At 68.9% G+C, this 15,213-nt stretch carries 11 protein-coding genes; 9 read left to right on the forward strand and 2 right to left on the reverse strand.

Annotated features, from left to right (window positions below; translation table 11 throughout):
- Positions 1 to 2: 2 nt before the first annotated feature.
- Genes ACFWO8_RS21885 through ACFWO8_RS21905 form a run of 5 tightly spaced genes read left to right on the forward strand, consistent with a single transcriptional unit; the run spans position 3 to position 2,789 of the window.
- Positions 3 to 305, forward strand: a complete 303-nt coding sequence (locus ACFWO8_RS21885) for a PE family protein (RefSeq protein WP_378953948.1) — start codon at positions 3 to 5, stop codon at positions 303 to 305.
- Positions 305 to 1,279, forward strand: a complete 975-nt coding sequence (locus ACFWO8_RS21890; protein WP_378953954.1) for a PPE domain-containing protein — start codon at positions 305 to 307, stop codon at positions 1,277 to 1,279. Before ACFWO8_RS21885 ends, ACFWO8_RS21890 begins: the two co-directional genes overlap by 1 nt.
- A complete protein-coding gene (locus tag ACFWO8_RS21895; RefSeq protein WP_378953962.1) occupies positions 1,276 to 2,067 on the forward strand; it encodes an ESX secretion-associated protein EspG in 792 nt (263 codons plus the stop codon). The genes ACFWO8_RS21890 and ACFWO8_RS21895 overlap by 4 nt, the downstream gene beginning before the upstream one ends.
- Positions 2,068 to 2,107: 40 nt before the next feature.
- Entirely contained in the window at positions 2,108 to 2,446 is a 339-nt protein-coding gene (locus tag ACFWO8_RS21900) for a WXG100 family type VII secretion target (protein WP_378953965.1), read from the forward strand.
- 49 nt (positions 2,447 to 2,495) lie between these two features.
- On the forward strand, positions 2,496 to 2,789 hold the full coding sequence (locus ACFWO8_RS21905) for a type VII secretion protein EsxR (protein ID WP_378953967.1): 294 nt from the start codon (positions 2,496 to 2,498) through the stop codon (positions 2,787 to 2,789).
- A gap of 49 nt (positions 2,790 to 2,838) precedes the next feature.
- Here ACFWO8_RS21905 and eccE read toward each other — a convergent pair whose 3' ends face one another.
- Positions 2,839 to 4,665: a type VII secretion protein EccE gene (eccE, locus tag ACFWO8_RS21910; protein ID WP_378953971.1), complete on the reverse strand. Its 1,827-nt coding sequence runs from the start codon at positions 4,663 to 4,665 to the stop codon at positions 2,839 to 2,841.
- A gap of 117 nt (positions 4,666 to 4,782) precedes the next feature.
- Here eccE and eccB point away from each other — a divergent pair, with 117 nt between their 5' ends.
- Positions 4,783 to 6,282 carry a type VII secretion protein EccB gene (gene eccB / locus ACFWO8_RS21915; RefSeq protein WP_378953979.1) on the forward strand — a complete coding sequence of 500 codons (1,500 nt, stop codon included), beginning with the start codon at positions 4,783 to 4,785 and terminating at the stop codon, positions 6,280 to 6,282.
- A gap of 7 nt (positions 6,283 to 6,289) precedes the next feature.
- Here eccB and eccA read toward each other — a convergent pair whose 3' ends face one another.
- Positions 6,290 to 8,116: a type VII secretion AAA-ATPase EccA gene (eccA, locus tag ACFWO8_RS21920; RefSeq protein ID WP_378953985.1), complete on the reverse strand. Its 1,827-nt coding sequence runs from the start codon at positions 8,114 to 8,116 to the stop codon at positions 6,290 to 6,292.
- Between the two features lie 157 nt (positions 8,117 to 8,273).
- Here eccA and eccD point away from each other — a divergent pair, with 157 nt between their 5' ends.
- From eccD to eccCa, 3 genes are read left to right on the forward strand one after another with little or no spacing between them, the layout of a single operon-like run.
- On the forward strand, positions 8,274 to 9,734 hold the full coding sequence (gene eccD, locus ACFWO8_RS21925; protein ID WP_378953991.1) for a type VII secretion integral membrane protein EccD: 1,461 nt from the start codon (positions 8,274 to 8,276) through the stop codon (positions 9,732 to 9,734).
- Positions 9,731 to 11,140, forward strand: coding sequence for a type VII secretion-associated serine protease mycosin (gene mycP, locus ACFWO8_RS21930; RefSeq protein WP_378953996.1), 1,410 nt, complete (start codon positions 9,731 to 9,733; stop codon positions 11,138 to 11,140). Before eccD ends, mycP begins: the two co-directional genes overlap by 4 nt.
- An 11-nt stretch (positions 11,141 to 11,151) precedes the next feature.
- Positions 11,152 to 15,213, forward strand: a complete 4,062-nt coding sequence (eccCa, locus tag ACFWO8_RS21935; RefSeq protein WP_378954004.1) for a type VII secretion protein EccCa — start codon at positions 11,152 to 11,154, stop codon at positions 15,211 to 15,213.

The following is a 15,213-nucleotide window of genomic DNA, read 5'->3' on the forward strand; positions in this document are numbered from 1 at the left end:
CCATGACCAACACCTTCGAATTCGATTCCGCCGCAGCAGGTAAGGCCGCGTCGGCGCTCGACGCCATCGTCGATCGGCTCTCCACCGAGCTGACCGCGGTCGCACCCGCGCTGCATGTCGCACCCGCGGGTGCCGACGAGGTGTCCGCGCGCGCCGCGGTCACCGCCAATGGTGTCGCCGACGACTATCTGACCGGAGCCCAGTCTGGTGCGCGCGAGATGAGCAAGTTCGCCGCCACGCTGCGCTCGCAGGTCGCCGAGTTCGATCGGATGGAATCCGACAACACCACCGGCTTCGGCGGCTGATGATCGAACCACCACAGCCGGGATTCACCGGTGTGGTGTGGGAGGCGCGCGAGCCGCAACGGCTGGCCACCGAACTCACCACCGGTTCCGGACCGATGCCGATGGTCGACGCGGCCGCCGCCTGGACGCGGCTGGCCGCGGCCTTCGGCGCGGCCGTGCTCGACTACGAGCAGGTGCTGGCGACACTTCGCGGTGCCTGGCAGTCCGGGCGCAGTGATGAAGTGTGGCAACGGGTTTCCACGTTGCGCGACTGGCTGGTCGAGACAGCCGCCGCCGCCACCGCCAACGCGGCCAGGATGCACGCGCAGGTGCTGGCCTACGAAGTGGCGGCGCTGGCGATGCCCAATACCGCCGATATCGCCGCGATCGCCGAGATGCAGAAGGCACTGGAAGCGATCGGCGCCGTGCTCGGCGCGCCGATCAAAGCCGTCGCCGCGCACAACGACGCCGAAGCCGATGTGGCCAAAGCCGTTGCCTCCCGGGTGATGCGCAGCTACGAGGCGGCCACCGAGCCGCTGGCCACGCCGTGGCTGCATGTGCCGCCACCGCCGATCGTGCCCGAGACCGCGCTGGCGGCGGAGCAAACAGGTGGACAGGCCGCATCGGCGGCGACGGCGTCGGCGCTGCCGGGGATGGGCATGCTGGGACTCGGCGGCCTGCCCGCCATGCCCGCACCGGTCCAAACCGCCTATCGTGCACCGGTGTTCGCGCAGACCGCGGCAGCTGTCGCACCGGCCGCGCAGCCGGCGCCGGTGGCTACCCCGGCCGGACACACCACACCCATCGCGCCCGGCCCGATGGCGACCGCCGCGGGCGGGCAGGATGCGGCGCGCTTCCCCCGTGCGGGCCTGGCCTACGAGGAAGCCGACCAACTGGTGGCAGAGGGCGAAATCCAGGCTGCCCCCGCTGTTCTCGGTGTCGCCGAGCGCTCGGCGCCGCAGTCCGGATCCGCGCAGGCCGGCGGTGCGGGATGACAACACTGACCAACGATTCGCTGCTCGCGGTCGCCGAACGCCTCGGCGTGCAGACCTTGCCGCTGGTGCTCGCCGTCGGGCCGCAGCAGGACACGATCGAGGCCTGGCAGGCCGCGCGCGACGGTGCCGTCGCCGAACTCACCGCGGGTGGCGTCTTCGACAGCTACGGCGATGTCGAACCGGGCCTGGCCGAGGCCATGTTCACCCTCGCCGCCCCCGACGCGGAACTGGTCGCGCGCTGTTACGGCGAGGACGGCAAACGTCGAATCTGTCTGGCGCGCCGCGGTTCCCAGCATGCCGTCGCCTCGCGAACCGGATCCTCGTTCGAGGTCGTGGCGCCGGGAATCGACGGATCCGACCGCGAACTCACCCGGTTGCTGCTCGCCGCGCTGCCTGCCTGCCCGCAGGCCGAGATCTCCACGGTCAGCGTCGCGGCCGACGACCTGTCGCGGCGCCTCGACGCCGCCGATACCACCTCCGACTACGTGGACGCGATGTACGCGCTCGGTATCGACGCGCACGAGGCGACAGTGCTCGGCGCGGCCTTCGGCTCCTGCCGCGGGTACACCGAGATCACAGCCTCCGTCCACCACGACGGGCTGACCACCCAGGCTCCTGGCGCGGTCGCGGTGTACGACACCGCGCGCGGCCGGATCGTCGTGGCGCCGATGACGGCGCCCGACGGCCAGATGTGGTCCACCATCACGCCGGGCACCGACCACCGCCTCACCCAGGCGATCGGTGCGCTCCTCGAGGGGCTTCCCGGTGGGGGGTGGCGTTCCGAATAGCCAACTCCCGTGTCACCCATCAAGAAGGAAAGGTTCGACAATGCCCCCTCAGGGACCAGTAGGCGTAGAAGCCGGCGGCGTAGACAATGTTGTGACGTTGCTGCAGGAAGCGATCGGCACACTTCGTCGTTCGGTGAACGAGATCGACGGCTCCGCTCAGGCCGTCGTCAGAGGCTGGAAGGGTGACTCGCACGACAAGTTCGTCGAGGTCGCCGAGATCTGGAACAAAGAGGCCGCTGACCTGAACGCCAAGTTCGACCGGTTCAACGACGCCATCGAATCCGGCAAGAGCACCATCGTGAACATGGACCAGGCCGGTTTCGGCGCCGGTTCGGGCGGCGGCGGCGGCGCGGCGCCGGCCACCACTCTCCACACCTGATCATTTCTTCACGATCGACATCGGCATCGATACGACAAGGAACTAGAGCATGACCATTCTTTACGATCCCAAGGCGATGAACGAATTGTTCAGCGACCTGCAGGAGTTCGGTGGCAAGATGCGCGGTCAGATCTCCGAACTGGAGACCGCCGCGACCAACTTCAAGGCCGCTCTGCAGGGTGAGAACGCGCACATCAATTTCGAGAAGGCGGACGGTGACCTGAAGGCCGAGCTGGGGGACACCCTCGAAAGGCTCGACAACCTGGCCGCAGCGGTCGAATCGGCGCTCAACCGCGCCCTCGAGGCCGACGGCAAGGTCGGCGACGGTTTCGCGGATTTCTGATCCGCTCGTCGCGAAGGCCGACCGGTCTCACCGGTCGGCCTTCGTCGTGTCAGCGGGCGGCCAGTGATTCGCCGATGTAGTGCATCTCGTCGGGGGTCGTGACCATGGTGACGGTCGCGGTGCCGGTGCTGGTGCGCACGGTGATCCGGTTGGGGGAGTGGGGGTCCTGGGTCAGCGTGACATCCGGGGCGAAGTCGTCGGGGTCGCGTTCGGCGGTGCGCACTTCGACCACTGTGGCGCCACCGAGGTGGCTGGTCGGCGCGATGCCGTCGTACACCAGGACGGTGGTGGCCGGGTACGGCGCCGCGGGCATCGGGGGCGGTCCGAGTTGCGGTTGCGGCGTGGCGCCCGCGGCGCGGGGTGCGATCGAGAGTAGCTGGGGCATAGCCAGATTGGCGACCATCGACTGCCAGGCCTGCGGTCGGGCGGTGTGCACGACAGCGTGTGCGCCGAGCGCGGTCGCCCGCAGGATCACCTGCTGGGCGAGGTCGAGATTGCCGATGACGTCGACGTGGCGGGTGCCTTCACCGATCAGCGGCACGGCGATCCCCTGACCGGTCGCGTCGGCGCCGATGAGTTGCCCGCAGCCGGTGGTCGGCACGGCGATGTCGGTGAGCGCGACGAGGGTGCCGCGGTAACCGTCACGTCCGCCGAGGTCCTCGGCGGCGCCGATCGGCAAGGTGTCCAGCAGGATCCGGCCCTGACTGCCCGGCAGTTCCCGCAGTCCGGCCAGCGGCTTGTGGTCCAGCGGTGCGGCGGTGTCGAAGCGGACGACGGCGTTGAGCACCACCGTGTCGGCCTTATCGTCGCGGCGGTCGGTGCGCCGCGCACCCGGGTGCAGGCGCAGGGTCACCGTGGTCGACAGGCTCGGCGTGGACCAGATCTCGGCGAAGCCGAAGGTGGCGATCATCGGCGCGGTGAGCTGGTAGTGCGTGAGATGACGCGGCGCGGTCTCCGGCTCGATGTGCTCGGGCTGCTCGCGCTGCCCGGTGACCTGCGCACGCAGCGACGCGGTGCGCTCGGGCCGATTCCGCTGTTCGGTGGCCAGCCCGTGGGCCGACTCGGTGAGCCGCAGCGGATCGAACCCATGGGTGAGCTCGCGCAGCGCGCTGTTCATCTCGGTGGCGGTGAGTACGGCCGCGTCGATGCCGTGGGTGGCGAGGCGATTGGCGACCCGGCGGGTGGCGATGATCATCGTGCGCAGCGCGCCCTCGGCGCCACCACCGCGCTTGCTGACCGCGTTGGCGTTGGCGACCGGTTCAAGGCGCAGCACCAGCCAGCAGGTGCGGTGCGCGATGGCGGGCAGCGGACCGAGGATGCGGTCGTAGAGCTGCGCCGCCGCGCCGATCCCCGCGGTCCGCGCACCGGTCGCGATCACATCGATGCTCACGAGCTGAACATCGAATTGATCCAGACAGCGCGCGATCTCGGTGATCGGCAACAGTTGGTCGGCGCTGAGCGAACCGCTGCGCAGCAGCGTCAGGGAGTCCGGCGGCGGGTCGATGCGCAGCATGGTCAGCAGCAGATCGCCGTCCCAGCGCATTCCACAGCCACCGCCTTCGGCCAGCGGCACGTCGAAGGCGGGCGCGCGGTCGATGGTGTCGGTGTGGCCTGCCAGCCTGCGACCGATCCACCCGCCGAGCCGGACCGCGGGGGTGCGCCGCCGGATCGGGACCAGCCCGATCAGCAGCACCGCCACCGCGGCGCCGATCGCGCCCGGCACCGATCGGGTCGTCGCGAGGACGATCCAGGCCACGATCGCGGCGAGCACCGCCACGGGCACGCAGGCCCGCAGCGGAAAGATGCGGAAGAGCCAGAATTCCGGATCACGCAAGGTGTCGTAAACGTTGTCGCCACCGGTTTGCCCGGCGTTCATCCCATTGTTCAAAATCGTTGTCCCTGGCTGGCATACGTCGAATCATGGTGAAAGGCAATTCCGGAATTACGGTACCGTGTCGAGCGAGAACGTGATCATCGCAGCAATGGAGAACGCGTGCCGGCACAGCTGACAACCAAGGCCCAGGTCAACGGTTATCGGTTTCTCCTGCGCAGACTCGACCACGCGCTGATCCGCCGTGACGTGCGGATGTTGCACGATCCGATGCGTTCGCAGAGCCGGTCGATGTGGGTGGGCGCGGTACTCGGCCTGATCGTCGTCGCCGGTGCCGCCATTCTCGGTTTCCTGAAGCCGCAGGGCGCGATCGGTGACTCGCTGATCGTCACGGGCAAGCAGAGCGGCGCGATGTATGTGGTCGTGGCAGCCAAGGACGGCACGAAAACCCTGCACCCGGTGCTGAATCTGGCGTCGGCCCGGTTGATCGCGGGCGCCGCCGAGTCCCCGAACTCGGTCAAGGACGCCAAGCTCGGCGCCTTGCCGCGCGGGCCGATGCTCGGAATCCCGGGTGCCCCACTGGCACTGCCAGGCTCCGGCCAGGGTGCGAGTTCGGACTGGACACTGTGCGAGACCACCAAGCTCTCGTCGAGCGGCAGCGCGTCGGGAGCGACGGGTGGCCTCACCACCGTGCTGGTCGGCAAGCCGGAACTGAGCGATCGGATCGGGGCCGCGCGCGCCGACGACGCGCTGCTGGTGCGGCGCGGCGACAAGACCTACCTGGTCTACCAGGGCACCAGGGCCGAGATCGACCCCAACGATTCGGTGATCGCGCGGACCCTGGGGCTGTCGAGCCAGAGGCCGCGACCGATGGGCACCGGATTCCTCGGCGCCACCACCGAGGTGCCACCGCTGGTGGTGCCGGCGATTCCGCAGGCGGGTTCGCCCGGTCCGGGCAAGCTGTCGAGTGTGCCGGTGGGCGGGATCATCTCGGTGCCCGGCACCGACCGTCAGGAAGTCCTGTACGTGGTGCTGGCGGACGGCGTCCAGCCGGTCTCGGAGTTCACCGCGCAGTTGCTGCGCAACGCCGACTCACGCGGCATGCGCGAGATCGCCGTCGTCGCGCCGGACGCACTCGCCGGGATGCCGGTGCTGCGCGTCCTGCCGATCGACGATTTCCCCGAACGCACGCCGCGCCTGGTCAGCGCCGAGGACGCGCCGGTGGCCTGTGTGAGCTGGTCGAAGACGCCGGGTGCCGCTGTCGCGCAGGGCAAGTCGGTGGACGGCCCGGCCGAGCGGGCCGCCCGCACGCTGCTGACCGGTGCCGAGCTGCCATTGGCGCGGTCGGCGGCACCGGTCGTGCTGTCGAGCGCCGACGGCACCGGCGACCGCATGGACGCGGTGTACCTGTCGCCGGGCTCGGGCGAGTTGGTCCAGGTCACCGGTACCGAGCCGGGAAGCCAGCGCCGCGAATCCCTGTTCTATGTGGCCGACAACGGGGTTCGCTACGGCGTGCCGGATGCCGCGACCGCCGCCGTCCTTGGTCTGGGCGACAAGCCGCGGCTGGCACCGTGGGCGATCGTCGGTCAGCTGGTCCCGGGACCGACGCTGTCGGCCAAGGACGCTCTCACCAGCTTCGATTCGCTGCCCGCCGTCAAATAGCGCTCGCCTAGCGACCCACGTTCAGGGTCGCGATGATGGCTTCCAGGGCTGTCCGCATGTCGGATTCCTCGACCCGCATCAGCACGTCGTCGTCGATCTCGGACAGATCGACGTCGATGTCGTTGGCCAGCCGGAACTCGCGTTCCTCCTCGGCCGCCTCGATGACATTGCGGATGAAGCGCCCGTTGCCCGCGAGGTCGACACCGCGCCGCGGCTGCCCACTCTGATCGGTGCTCTCCAGGTTGTACAGGTAGGTGCACGATTCGATCAGTGCGGCCACCGCCGCCTCGGAGAGCTGGGAATCGCGGCTGCCCGCGATGATCTCGCCGATCTGCCCGAGCTCCTCGGGGGTGTACGACGGGAACTGCAGCCGCTTGGAAAAGCGTGATGCCAGACCGTCATTGGCGGTGAGCAGTCGATCGATCTCGCCGTCGTAGCCCGCGATGATGACCACGAGGCGATCGCGGTCGTTCTCCATCCTCGCCAGCAAGGTGTCGACGGCTTCGCGACCGAACGCGTCACCGCCGGACAGGCCGGTCTGGATCAGGGTGTAGGCCTCGTCGATGAACAGCACGCCGTCCATCGCGCTGTCGATCAGCTTCTCGGATTTGATCGCGGTGCCACCGAGGTTCTGACTGACGAAGTCGACCCGCTTGGCTTCGACCACCTTGTCGGTCTTGAGCAGCCCGACCCCGCAGTAGATCTTGGCGACCACCCTGGCGATGGTGGTCTTGCCCGTTCCCGGCGGTCCGGTGAAAGCCAGGTGCTGGCCGCGTGATTGGCTCGACAGCCCCTTCTCGGCGCGGATCTTGGCCAGCTGCGCCGAGGACTGCAGCTTGGCGACCTGGGTCTTCACCGAGGTGAGGCCGACCTGTTTGTCGAGTTCGGCGCGGGCCGCCGCGAGCACGGTCTTGGCGCGATCCTCGGCATCGGCCTCGTCCATCTGCGCCATCGTGGGCGCCGAGGCCGGATCCCACTTGTTCGTTCTGGCGTCGATGGATTCGCGGCTGGTGACCAGGATTCGGAAAGTGCGGTCGCGCATCGCTGTCGTATTGGCGGTGAAATCGGGCAGCTGGGAGTAGACCTGCTCGAACAGCGCCTGGGCCTCGCCCTCGTTGCCCGCCTCGCGCAGGCACAGCCCGCGGTTGTACATGGCGGTGAACCGCGCCGACGGAATCGGTCCTGCCTCAGCGGCTTCCATCCGCCGGATCGCCTCGCCGAACAGGCCGAGCTGAGCGCAGGCTGTGCCCACCATCACGTGGGCGCCGGTCGCCAGGAACGGATCCTTCCACTCGGCGGAGCCCGCCAGCACCGTCATCACGTCCGACCAGCGCTGCGTGTTGTAGTGCAGGACACCGCGAATGTAGGTGCTGATCCGGTCGTCGATCTCCTTGTCCGGGTCCTCGGATCGGGCCCTGCGCAGGGCGGCGAGCTCGTCGAGCAGCTGCTCGGCCTGCTCGTAGTTCTTGTCCTCGATCTGGCGCGCGGCCCAGGCCAACCAGATCTCGGTGAGCCCGGCGAGCGGGTAGTCGATGTAGAGACCGGGCAGGAACCGGCCCGCCATCGCACGCGGGGCGAGGCCGAGCCTGCGCTGTTCACGCCCGAGCGAGTCCAGGCTGGTCCGGTGCAGATTGAACAGCACCTCGTTGGTTACCTCGCCAGCGGCCGCGCGGCCGAGCCACGCGTCGCACATCGACGGATCCCATTCGGTGGCGCGTTGAAAGGCGAGTTTGGCGTACTCGCTGTCGCGCGCGGACTCCTGGCCGTCGATGGACAGGCCGAGCGACAGAACACCTGCGTCGAAGGCACGCTGGGCTTGGCGAATGTCTGGCATATGGTGCGAACCCCGAAATCTTCGTCTGGTGTGTGCATTACGTTCAACCCTGGCGACGAAGCTTCGATCGCGCCGGCTTGCCCTGTCCGTTAGATTAGGTAACGCTGCCGGGTGGTTGCAACGGAAGTAGTCAGCTACGACTGAGAGTTCATCACTGGTGTCGACGTTGTTAGGCAATGAACCCGAACTATGCCGTGTTTCGGTGATCGGGGGGGATACGCAGCTCGACATCGGACTGCCCGCCACCGTGCCGATCGCCGGCTTCATCGGCGATCTGGTCTCGCTGATCCGCTCGCGTGCTCCGCGACTGCCCGACGGCGACGAGGATTCGACGCCGGTGCGGGCCCAGCACTGGACGCTGGCCCGGCTCGGACAGGATCCGCTCGCGCCGAGCCGCACGCTCACCGAGGCCGAGGTCTACGACGGCGAGTTGCTGGTACTGAGCCCGGTGACGCGCAAGGAATCGCCCGCGCTGTTCGACGATGTGATCGACGCCGTATCCCGGCTCACCGCAGGTGAGTTCCGCGGTTGGTCGGGTTCCGCCGCGCGCTGGACCGGCCTGGTGCTCGCCACCGTCGCCATCGTCGCCGCGCTCGCGCTGCTCGTTGTCTCGCGCGCGACGGGTGACCCGCTCGCCCCCGCGTTCGTACTGCTCGGAACCGGGATCGTCTGTTCGGCCGCGGCGGCGATCGCGGCCCGCAAATACCTCGACCAGATCACCGGGAACTGGTTGTCGCTCGACGCGCTGCTGCTGTTGTTCGGGGGCGGCGCCTTGCTGGTGCCCGGCTCGCTCGGTGCCGCGCATGTGCTGCTCGGCAGCGTGGTGGTGCTCGTCGCCGCGATCGCGGGCTTTCGGCTCACCGGGATCGGGGCCGGGTTGTTCGCCGGGGCGATCGCGATGAGCGTGATCGCGGCCGGATCGGCGACGGTGTCGCTGATCTGGGAGCCCGCGCTGCCGAAGCTGTTCGCCGGGGTGCTGGTCATCGGGATCATACTGTTGTCCTCGGTGCCGCGCTTGGCGGCGGTGACCGCGCGCCTGCCCATTCCACCGGTGCCCACCGCGGGCGGTGCGATCGACCCGGCCGACCACGAACAGCGTCCGACCATCGAGGGGATCGGTGCGATCGGTGCGATCGCCCTGCCCTCGGCCGCCGGCCTCGGTGAACGGGCGCGGGTGGCGAACCAGATCCAGACCGGCCTGGTCGCCGCCTGCGCGGTGACCGCCGGCCTCGGGGCATTCGGTGCGGCGAACCCGTTCGGCCCGATCCATTCGGGCGGGGTCGCGCTGGCGGTGGTCACGGCGATCATCCTGTGCCTGCGCGGGCGCTCGTACGCCGATCTCGGACAGGCCGCGACCCTGATCGCAGGCGGTGCGCTGACGCTGATCACCGTGGTCCTCGGATTGGGTCTCGGGCACGGATCGCTCGAATTCGGTGCGATCGCGATGCTGTTGGTGATCGCGCTCGGGGTGGTCGGTTTCGGGGTGGTCGGCCCGCACGTCGAGGTGACACCGGTGACGAGGCGGATGGTCGAGATCTTCGAGTACCTGCTGATCATCGCCCTGATCCCGCTGGCGCTGTGGGTAATGGACGTGTACGCGACCGCTCGCAACATATGAGCCGGATATCCCGGCGGCACACCGTGATCCGATCGGCCTGCGCGGCGGCGATCCTCGCGGCCGTGGCGGGGGTGCCCGTGCCCGCGGTCGCGATCGCCCCACCCAAGGTGGACTCGGGTGCGCTCGAGGCGGCAGTGGTGCTCAGCACCCGACCGGCCCCGTTGGAACCCACCGAGCAGCGAGAGCTGTGCGCCGAGCCGGTGTTGCGCGGGAGCGCGCCGAGCGAGCCGCCGATGGCCCAGCAGGTGCTCGATCTGCCCTCGGCGTGGCAGTTCAATCGCGGTGCGGGGCAGAAGGTCGCCGTCATCGACACCGGCGTGAACCGCCACCATCGCCTGCCCGATCTGCAGCCGGGCGGTGATTACGTCAGCGACACCGACGGCACCGTCGACTGTGACGGGCACGGCACCCTGGTGGCAGGCATCATCGCCGCCAGGCCGTCGCCCGACGATGCCTTCGTCGGGGTGGCGCCGGAGGCCGAGATCCTCTCGATCCGCCAGCTCAGCCTCGCCTACGAACCGAAGGACCGTAAGGGCGCGGAGAAGCCCGTTGGCGAGCTGCGCAGCGACGGTTACGGCAGCGTGCTCACCCTCGCCGCGGCCGTGGTGCGCGCGGTCGACATGGGTGCCACGGTCATCAACATCTCCGAAGTCGCCTGCACCACCGCCGGTTCGGACACCGCCGACAGCGCGCTCGGCGCCGCGGTGAAGTACGCCTACGAACGCAATGTGGTGGTGGTCGCCGCCGCGGGCAATGTCGAGCAGGGTGGCGCGTGCCAGACCCAGAACGAGGGTTCCGGGTGGGGTGCGGTGGCGACCGTCCCGACTCCGGCGTGGTTCACCCCGTACGTGCTGTCGGTGGCCTCGGTGGACGCCAACGGCGCACCGTCGGCGCTGTCGTTGCGCGGGCCGTGGATCGGGGTGGCCGCGATCGGGCGCAATATCGTCTCGCTCGACAGCAAGCCGGGCGGGAGCGGACTGGTCGACGGCGTGCAGACCGCGCAGGGCGTGCAACCGGTCGACGGAACCAGTTTCGCCGCACCGTATGTGGCGGGTCTGGCCGCGCTGGTGCGCGCCGAGTTCCCCGAGCTCAATGCCCAGCAGGTGATCGACCGGATCACCCGCACCGCACACGCGCCGGGCCGTGGCCGCGACGACGCGATCGGCGCGGGCCTGATCGATCCGCTGGCCGCGCTCACCGCACCGCTGCCCACCGATCCGGTGAGCACCGGCGCGGACAGCGGTCACCCGATCGCGGCGCCAGCGGCACCCGCCGAACCGGATCCACGCCCACGACAGGTGGCGATCATCGGCTCCTTGACCTTGCTCACCGTGCTCGGAGTCGGTGCCGCACTAGGCTTTCCGTTCCGCGCACGGCGGGCTGACCTGAATTCGGAATTCGAGTAGTAGAGGCAACGATGGCTACCGAAGGTTTCGTCCGACGTCCCCGGATCGCGCCACCGCGCGCCCCCGGCGGTGAAGTCGCGCTCACCCCGCCGCCGGAGATCGACCGCGCGATTCCGGCACCGCTGATGATGAAGATCATGCCGGTGATCATGGTCGTGGCGGTGGTCGGCATGATCGCGATGATGGCGACGATGGGCCGCAACCTGCTGTCGAACCCGATGTCGATGATGTTCCCGATGATGATGCTGATGTCGATGGTCGGCATGATGGCGGGCATGCGCGGCGGTGGCCCCAAGCGCGCCGTCGAGCTCAACGAGGAACGCAAGGACTACTTCCGCTACCTGGACCAGGTGCGAAAAGATGTGCGCGGCACCGGCATCAAGCAACTGGAGACGTTGCGCTGGAGCCATCCCGAGCCGGCCGACCTGGCCTCGCTGATCGGCAGCAGGCGGATGTGGGAGCGTCGCCCGAACGATCCCGACTTCGGGCACGTGCGCGTCGGCATCGGCAGCCATCGCCTCGCCACCAAGCTGGCCAGGCCCGAGACCGGTCCGCTGGAGGACCTCGAACCGGTCTCTACCGTCGCACTGCGCCGCTTCGTTCGCACCCATTCGGTCGTGCACGAACTGCCGACCGCGGTCTCGGCGCGCGCGTTCCCGGCGATCAATATCGGCGGCGACATCGAGCAGTCCCGCGAGCTCGTTCGCGGCATGGTGATGGAGCTGGCCACCTTCCACGGGCCCGACCACCTCGCGGTCGCGATCGTGTGCGCCGACCCCGACGCGCACTGGGCCTGGACCAAATGGCTTCCGCACCTGCAGCATCCGAGCCAGCGCGACGGCCTCGGCACCGCCAGGATGCTGTACACCTCTCTCGGTGAGCTCGAATCGGCCCTGCAGGTCGAACTGCTCGAACGCGGTCGCTTCATGCGCAATCCGCAGCCGACCCAGGGGCGTCTGCACCTGGTGGTGGTGATCGACGACGGTTACATCAGCGGCAACGAGCGCATCATCAGCGAATCCGGCCTCGACTCGGTCACCGTGCTCGACCTCACCGCCCCCGCCGACGGTCTGGCGGCTCGGCGCGGGCTGCAACTGGTGGTCAGCGACGGCGCGGTGTCGGCGCGCAGCGCGGCCGGGGTGGAGCGATTCGCCACCGCCGACGAGGTCAGCCTGGCCGAGGCGGAGTCCTTCGCCCGCGACCTGGCACGGTATCGGCTGGCGACGGCCGCGCAGATCGTCAGCCTGGGGGAGGGCACCACCACCGATCCGGGGCTGATGGCGCTGCTGCGCATTCCCGATGCGGCACAGATCGATCCGGCCCGCGTGTGGCGCCCGCGCACCGCGCGTGAACGCCTGCGGGTGCCGATCGGCGTCACTCCCGACGGCACCCCCGTCGACATCGACATCAAGGAATCGGCCGAGAACGGCATGGGCCCGCACGGGCTGTGCATCGGTGCCACCGGTTCCGGCAAGTCCGAATTCCTGCGCACCCTGGTGCTTTCCATGGTCACCACGCATTCGCCGGACGCCTTGAACCTGGTGCTCGTCGACTTCAAGGGTGGCGCGACCTTCCTCGGTCTGGATTCGCTGCCGCACGTCGCGGCCGTGATCACCAACCTGGAGGAGGAGCTCTCGCTCGTCGACCGCATGAAGGACGCGCTGGCGGGCGAGATGAACCGGCGCCAGGAACTGCTGCGCTCGTCGGGCAACTACGCCAATGTCACCGACTACGAGAAGGCCAGGGCCGCCGGCGTTCCGCTCGATCCGCTACCGGCGTTGTTCGTCGTGGTCGACGAGTTCTCCGAATTGCTCTCGCAGAAGCCAGATTTCGCCGAACTGTTCGTGATGATCGGCCGCCTCGGCCGGTCGCTGCACGTCCACCTGTTGCTCGCCTCGCAGCGCCTGGAGGAGAACAAGCTGCGCGGTCTGGAATCGCACCTGTCCTACCGCATCGGTCTGCGGACCTTCTCCGCCAACGAATCCCGTGCCGTGCTCGGTATCACCGACGCGTACCACCTGCCCAGCGTCCCCGGCGCCGGCTACCTGAAAAGCGATGCCTCCGAACCGTTGCGGTTCAACGCCAGCTATGTGTCGGGGCCGTACGTGGCACCCGCGGGCACCGTCATCGATGACGACGGCGCGCCCGTCGCGGGGCAGCGGCCGCTGGTCTTCACCGCGGCACCGGTGGAGGTCACCGAACCGGAGCAGGCTCCGGTCGAGGACACCGCCGTGCGCGGCAGGCCGGAGCTGCCACCGCCGCCGCCCACCGGACCCGTTGTCGAAGAGGGCGTTCCGGACTCGCTGCTCGATGTCGTCGTGAAGCGGCTCAACGGCCACGGCAGGCCGGCACACGAGGTGTGGTTGCCGCCACTGGAGGAATCGCCGACCGCCGACATGCTGCTCCCGGATCCGGACTGGCGCTCGCCCGTCAACCGGCACGGTCAGCTCTGGATGCCGATCGGCGTCATCGACAAGCCCTACGAGCAGCGCCGCGATGTGCTCACGATCAATCTCGCGGGCGCGCTGGGCAATACCGCCGTGGTCGGCGGTCCGCAGTCGGGCAAGTCGACCACCCTGCGCACCATCATCATGGCCGCGGCCGCCACCCACACCCCCGAACAGGTGCAGTTCTACTGCCTCGATTTCGGTGGCGGCAGCATGGCGGGCATGGTCGGCATCCCGCATGTCGGTTCGGTCGCCGGTCGCCTCGACGGCGACCGGGTGCGCCGCACGGTCGCCGAACTGACCACGCTGATGCGACAGCGCGAGGAACGCTTCGCCGAGCTCGGCATCGAATCGATGATCGAGTTCCGCAGGCGCAAGTTCTCCGCGTTCGAAGCGCGGCAGATCAACGGCACCACCGCGGCCCCCGGCGACCCGCTGGCCGCCGATCGGTTCGGCGATGTGTTCCTGGTGATCGACGGGTGGTCGGCGATCCGCGAGGAATTCGACATGCTCGAAGCGCAGATCAACGCCATCGCCACCCAGGGTCTGTCGTTCGGCATCCACCTGATGATCGGCGCGTCGCGCTGGGCCGAGATCAGGCCGGTGGTGAAGGACCAGATCGGTACGAAGATCGAGCTCCGCCTCGGTGACCCGTCCGACTCCGAGATGGGTCGCCGGGTCGCGCACCAGGTTCCGGTCGGCAGGCCGGGCCGTGGCCTCAACGCCGAACATCTGCATCTGCTGATCGCGTTGCCGCGCTTGGATTCCGACTCCGACCCGGCCTCCATCGCCGACGGCGTCACCCGCGCCAAAGAGGGCCTCGCCGAGCTCTACCAGGGTCGCCGCGCGCCCGAGGTGCGCATGCTGCCGCTGCGGTTCCCGCGCGAGCAGGTGCTGGCTACGGCCCGCGAGCAGGGCACCGTGCTCAACGGCACCAAGGTCGTGGTCGGTCTCGACGAGTCCGAACTGCAGCCCCTCGTCCTCGATTTCGGGATCGAGCCGCACTTCATGGCCTTCGCGGACGTGGAATCCGGCAAGACGACGCTGCTGCGCAATATCGTCATGGGCATCACCGAGCAGTCGAACTCCGACGAGGCGCGGGTGATCCTCATCGACTACCGGCGCACCATGCTCGGCGTGCTCGACGGCAAACAGCTGGCAGGCTACTCCACCTCGTCGCAGACCTGCGGGCCGATGATCTCCGAGGTCGCCACCTACCTGTCCAAGCGGATCCCCGGCGCCGACATCACCCAGCAGCAGCTCCGCGAACGCAGCTGGTGGTCGGGTCCGGAGATCTATGTCGTCATCGACGACTACGACATGGTCGCCACCAGCTCGATCAACCCGTTCGCGCCACTGATCGAGTATCTGCCGCAGGCCAGGGACATCGGTCTGCACGTGGTGGCCGCGCGACGCATCGGCGGCGCGTCCAGGGCGCTCTACGACCCGATCCTCGGCGCGATGAAGAACCTGTCGGTGCAGACGCTGATCATGAGCGGTTCGCGCGACGAGGGCAAGCTCATCGGCGAGGTCCGCCCGAGCAAGCTGCCGCCCGGTCGCGGCACCTTGATCTCGCGCAGTCGCGGTGTCGAGATGGTCCACATCGCCGACCTGCCGCCGGTGTGA

The sequence above is a fragment of the Nocardia sp. NPDC058480 genome (assembly GCF_042720495.1).
Lineage (GTDB): Bacteria > Actinomycetota > Actinomycetes > Mycobacteriales > Mycobacteriaceae > Nocardia.